Source organism: Flavobacterium sp. (genome assembly GCF_031363805.1).
In the GTDB taxonomy this organism is placed as follows: domain Bacteria; phylum Bacteroidota; class Bacteroidia; order Flavobacteriales; family Flavobacteriaceae; genus Flavobacterium.
This window is the reverse complement of the sequence record NZ_JANLVD010000214.1, coordinates 1-5,132: the sequence shown is the minus strand read 5'-3', so window position 1 is coordinate 5,132 and position 5,132 is coordinate 1. Positions and strand designations below refer to the sequence as shown.

The 5,132-nt window shown below is 31.4% G+C and carries 6 protein-coding genes; 3 read left to right on the top strand and 3 right to left on the bottom strand.

Annotated elements, in window-relative coordinates; all coding sequences use genetic code 11:
* Positions 1-1,047 (bottom strand): NAD(P)/FAD-dependent oxidoreductase (locus tag RMN92_RS11495; protein ID WP_309609588.1); only part of this gene is annotated, 1,047 nt, incomplete at its 3' end.
* A 262-nt stretch (positions 1,048-1,309) separates the two neighbouring features.
* On the opposite strand from RMN92_RS11495, the gene RMN92_RS11490 reads away from it, so the two are divergent.
* Together RMN92_RS11490 and RMN92_RS11485 are read left to right on the top strand one after the other, a co-directional pair.
* Positions 1,310-1,804 carry a sigma-70 family RNA polymerase sigma factor gene (locus tag RMN92_RS11490; protein WP_309609587.1) on the top strand — a complete coding sequence of 165 codons (495 nt, stop codon included), beginning with the start codon at positions 1,310-1,312 and terminating at the stop codon, positions 1,802-1,804.
* Between the two features lie 13 nt (positions 1,805-1,817).
* Entirely contained in the window at positions 1,818-2,468 is a 651-nt protein-coding gene (locus tag RMN92_RS11485; protein WP_309609586.1) for a hypothetical protein, read from the top strand.
* Between the two features lie 8 nt (positions 2,469-2,476).
* On the opposite strand, the gene RMN92_RS11480 is transcribed toward RMN92_RS11485, so the two are convergent.
* Together RMN92_RS11480 and RMN92_RS11475 are read right to left on the bottom strand one after the other, a co-directional pair.
* Positions 2,477-3,286: a lysophospholipid acyltransferase family protein gene (locus RMN92_RS11480; RefSeq protein ID WP_309609585.1), complete on the bottom strand. Its 810-nt coding sequence runs from the start codon at positions 3,284-3,286 to the stop codon at positions 2,477-2,479.
* Between the two features lie 47 nt (positions 3,287-3,333).
* Positions 3,334-3,972, bottom strand: a complete 639-nt coding sequence (locus RMN92_RS11475; RefSeq protein WP_309609584.1) for a CoA pyrophosphatase — start codon at positions 3,970-3,972, stop codon at positions 3,334-3,336.
* A 90-nt stretch (positions 3,973-4,062) separates the two neighbouring features.
* Here RMN92_RS11475 and RMN92_RS11470 point away from each other — a divergent pair, with 90 nt between their 5' ends.
* Complete coding sequence (locus tag RMN92_RS11470) at positions 4,063-4,494, top strand: DUF4268 domain-containing protein (protein ID WP_309609583.1); 432 nt, start codon at positions 4,063-4,065, stop codon at positions 4,492-4,494.
* Positions 4,495-5,132: the final 638 nt, after the last annotated feature.

Genomic DNA, 5,132 nt, shown 5'->3' with positions numbered 1-5,132 from the left:
CTCGAAAGGTTGCATTGGTTGGTTATTAATTAGTTTCACAATATTTTTTCCTAAGAAATCGCCTTGTTGCAATGCTGGTTGTGCCATCATGGGATGACCTTGCGGATACAATGCTGTTTCCATTGAAGCAATATCGCCAATAGCAAAAATATTATTATAACCCAATACTTGATTAAACTCGTTTACACGAATGCGTTCTACTTTTTCAACCAATGATTTGGCATCCAATCCAGTAATGGCTGCGCCTTGAACACCTGCTGTCCAAATCATAGTAGCGGTTTCGAAAGTTAAATCGGAATTTGTGGTTATTGTACGGCCATCATAATTGGTAACCCGAACGTTTTTCCAGATTTTGACACCTAAATTTTCGAGAAAGTCCTGAGCCGCTTGCGATGATTTTTCGCTCATGGTGTTTAGAATTCTATCGCCACTTTGAATCAAATTTATTTGCATTTTGCTCATATCCAAATCTGGATAATCCTTTTGGAGAATGGCTTTTTTCATTTCGGCCAACGCGCCTGCTAGTTCGACTCCTGTTGGTCCGCCGCCAACTAACACAAAATTAATTAATGCATTTTTATCGGCTATATCTTTGGTGAGTACTGCTTGTTCAAAATTTTCGAGAATCAAACTTCGAATGTTCAACGATTGCGGAATGGTTTTCATGGACATCGAGTTGCGCTCGATTTCCTTGTTGCCAAAATAATTGGTTTTTGATCCAGTAGCAATGATCAAATAATCATAGTTTAATTCGCCAATTTCTGAAATTATTTTCTGATTTTTGGTATCTATTTCTTTAACGGATGTTAACCGGAAATAAAAATCTTTGTATTCTTGGATCACTTTGCGAATAGGGTAGGCGATAGAGCCTGCTTCTAGTCCGCCAGTGGCTACTTGATACAATAAAGGTTGGAATGTATGGTAATTGTGTTTGTCTAAAAGTACGACTTGCAAGTTTTTGTTTCGTAATTTTTTGGCTATAGATATGCCTGCAAAACCGCCACCAATGATGACAATTCGAGGATTTTTTGATTGTGGAATGTTCATTTTTTGAGTTGCAAAGGTTGAAAGTTTCTAAGTCACAAAGTTACAAAGTTTTTCTTGGAATCGGGAATGTTTCTACATAGCCCCGATTGAGGCGGTATCCTGTCATTGCGAAGCAAAAAATTAAATGTGAGATTGTTTCGTGCCTCGCTATGACAGATATAGCCGAAAGCGGGAATAATGTTTGTTTTGGAATGAGATGTTTGTGCTTCCAAAAAAAACAATTAAATTGTAACAATTATTAATTTTTACTACTTATAATAATATGAGTACTGCTTTAGAACAAAATTTTGTTGCGCAATTAAAAGAGAATCAGAATATAATTCACAAAATTTGTAGGTTGTATACTCAAGGTCAGGATGCGCACAACGATTTGTTTCAGGAAGTTACAATCCAGTTGTGGAAAGCTTTTCCTAAGTTTCGTGGCGATTCTAAATTTTCTACTTGGGCATACAGAGTCGCCTTAAATACGGCAATAACTTTGTATAGAAAAAGCACAAAAACGGTTAATACTATTGAATTTGAAACTGGCAAGCATTTTGTACTACAAGAGGAATATAATTATGAGGAAGAGGAGCATTTGAAACTTTTGTACAAAGCCGTTCAGCAATTGAATGATATTGAAAAAGCATTGGTTTTTATGTATTTGGAAGACAAAGATTATATGGAAATCTCTGAAACGCTTGGTATTACGGAGGTAAACGCTAGGGTGAAAATGAATCGGATTAAGGGGAAGTTAAAAAAAATTATTAATCCGTAACGGAAATTGATATATGGAAGAGTTGGATTTATTAAAAAAAGATTGGAATAAACCTCAAAATTACCCAAAAATTTCTGAGCAGCATATTTATGGTATGTTGCATAAAAATTCATCTTCGACTGTGAAGTGGATTTTGATTGTCAGTATTTTTGAATTGAGTTTTGGATTGATTATAAACTTTGGAATGTCGTTTACCAAATATGATATGGACAATACAAAATATATGAAAGATTTTGGAATTTATAGTTATTACCAAATTTTCATGGTATTTATGTATGCGGTAATTGTTTATTTTATTGCCAGATTCTATTTAATGTATAGAAAAGTTTCTACTACAGATAGCACAAAACTGCTGATGTCCAGTATTTTGAAAACTAGAAAAACGGTTCAAAATTATATTTTATTTAATTTGGTAACTATTGCTGTGGTTTTTATTGCAGTTTTTGCTTACAGTTTGAAGAAACAAATTATAAAAGTTACCTTAGAGAATGGCGGAAATATTGCGAATATTCCTGACAGTGTTTATATAGTTTCTATTTTGGTGGCGATAGTTGTTACCGCAATTGTGTTAATAGCTGTATGGTTATTTTACAAATTACTCTATGGATTTTTGCTTAAAAAACTAAAGAAAAATTACGAAGAGCTCAAGAAAATAGATTTGTAGATTTTATTTTAATAATTCCATTGTCGTAATTTATCCAGTTCTTTTTGTTCTTCAAGCACTTCTACAGGAATAACTTTTAGGAATGAGGCATGCTGTTCTATAGCATATTCTACTTTTTCTACAATTTGTTCGATAGTATCATTATCATAATCGATATCAAGTGGTTCTTTGATCGTAAATGATTGTAGAATGCCTTTTTTCTTTAATCGCAAACCTTTTTTATCGAACGATCTTCGAAAACCATCAATTACGATTGGAACAACGATTGGTCTGTGTTGCTTTATAATATGAGCAGTACCTTTCCGAACAGGTTTAAATGACTTTGTGGTTCCTTGTGGAAAAGTAATGACCCAACCATCAGCCAGCGCAATTTTTATATTTTCGGTATCGTTTGGGTTGACTTCTTTTTTTTCTGTAACATCTTTGCCTTTTGCTCTCCAAGTTCTTTGGACGGTTATGGCACCAACATAGCCCATAATCCTTGGAAGAATGCCAGATTCCATCGTTTCTTTGGCGGCCACATAATACATATTCATTTTTGGTCTCCACAAATAGCCTATATTTTTTATAGTGTCTTCGCGACCGCTCAAACTAGCATTAAAAACATGAAACATAGCCACAACATCTGCAAAGTAAGTTTGGTGATTGGATATGAATAATACATTTGTATCTGGTAGTGCTTTGATAATTTCTGAACCATCAATTTGTAGCTCATTGAAGCCACGATATCGCCTGTGTGTAATGGCACCGAGGATTCTAATCAACCAAAGTTTTATAAAAAGTATATGACCAAAAGGATTTCGTTTTAATAATCCCATAATTTTTTGTAAATAGTATAGGCTACAAATTTACAAAAACTATTAAATTATAATACTTTTTTTAATAATTCTTTCAACTCGCTCATCATCATGGCAGTAGCGCCCCAAACTATATGTTCTTTAATTTTGAAAGCAGGAACAATAATTTCGGAAGTGTAGGAAGTTTTAATTTTTTCTGAAATTACATTGGTGTCGTCCAAAAAATCAGTTATTGGTAATTCAATTATTCCTGCCACTTCACTTGGATCTGGATTAAATATTAATTCTTGATTGCTGTAGCCTAAAAATGGATACACCATAAAATTGCTAGGTGGAATGTAAATTTTGGTAAAAGGTCTGATAACCGTTATTTTATCTGATGAAATTCCAATTTCTTCATGGGTTTCTCTCAAAGCAGTTTCTTCTAATGATGTATCAAAAAGTTCCACTTTCCCGCCAGGAAATGCAATTTGTGAAGAGTGAATTCCTGGATAAGCATTTCTAATAATTAAAGCCAAATGGGTAATACTTTCTTTGGGATAAAATAACATCATGACGGCAGATTCTCTTGGATTCAGAGTGTTTAAGTCGATGTTTTTCAGTAAATCTCGTCTTTGTTGTGGTTCCATTTTTTGGTGTGCCACATCAGACAGCAAATTTTCTTGTGCTATCTTTGGAACAAAATCAAGAAATACATTAAAATCCATTTTCAAATGTTATTTTTGTGCTTAATTTATTTATAAAAGTAGCTTAGAAAATAGTAATTCGCAAATTTTCTGAATCCAAAAACTTATAAAATGTATAGTAGAGAAGAAACTCAAAAGTTAAAAAGAGAATTCTGGGTAGCATTTGCAGACAAATATCCAAGAAAATGGATACTGTATGATACAAAAATAAAAGATTTTTCTTTTAAGTTTTTTGTTGACAACAAAAGGGCTCAGGTACTTATTGATATTGAAATGCGAGATGCTGAAAAGCGAATGACATATTTTGAAAAATTAGAATCTTTAAAATCTATTCTGGAAGATGAATTTGTAAAAGATTTGGTTTTTGAAAGCAAATTTACTTTAGAAAGTGAAAAAACAATTAGTAGAATTTGGGTGGAAAAATTGAATGTTAGCGTAAGCAATAAGAATAATTGGGATGAAATATTTGATTTTTTTAATGAAAAAATGAATATGCTAGAAATGTTTTATTTGGAGTATGATGATTACATTAAGGATGTTTAATAAATATTGAGTAAATTTCTAATAAAATTTTGGACTACTAATTTTTTAAATTAATTTGAAGTAATATTCTATTAAATTAGTTTAAAAATTTTCAAATATTACTAATCGAAAATTAAAATTGAAAATAAAAAAAAATGTTTTTAGATATAAATAACTCAACGTTTGGATTAATTATTGTTTTATTTTTTACAATTTCCTTATTAATTTTTGGATTGATAAGTAGTATTTTTTATTTGTTAAGGATTAAAATAATTAAAAATAAATTTTTAAAATATGTTTTATTATTTCTAATAATATTAACAATAGTTTATATTGGATTGGGACTTCTATATAAAATAACTGGTAAAGGTTTGTTAGAACATTAAAAAAAATCCCCCCGTTTTTATCCATAGACAAATATAAATAACGCCCGAAAAATAGAATATGAATTTAAAAACCAAATTTCTAAATCAAATTTGCAAAGTTTAAAGTCTAATTAGAATTGTTCGAACCTTATGTTACAAAAATAGTGTGAACATACATTTAAAATCCATGATATTATAAATAAAAGGATTTTATAAAAGAGTTATAATAAAAAAAGCACCTCATAAAGAAGTGCTTAGTGGGCGATGAGGGGTTCGAACCCCCGACCCCCTCGG

Excerpts from the sequence above, each read along its gene's own strand:
- RMN92_RS11480 (WP_309609585.1), bottom strand. The coding sequence starts at position 3,286 with ATGGGATTATTAAAACGAAATCCTTTTGGTCATATACTTTTTATAAAA.
- RMN92_RS11475 (WP_309609584.1), bottom strand. The coding sequence starts at position 3,972 with ATGGATTTTAATGTATTTCTTGATTTTGTTCCAAAGATAGCACAAGAA.
- RMN92_RS11490 (WP_309609587.1), top strand. The coding sequence starts at position 1,310 with ATGAGTACTGCTTTAGAACAAAATTTTGTTGCGCAATTAAAAGAGAAT.
- RMN92_RS11485 (WP_309609586.1), top strand. The coding sequence starts at position 1,818 with ATGGAAGAGTTGGATTTATTAAAAAAAGATTGGAATAAACCTCAAAAT.
- RMN92_RS11470 (WP_309609583.1), top strand. The coding sequence starts at position 4,063 with ATGTATAGTAGAGAAGAAACTCAAAAGTTAAAAAGAGAATTCTGGGTA.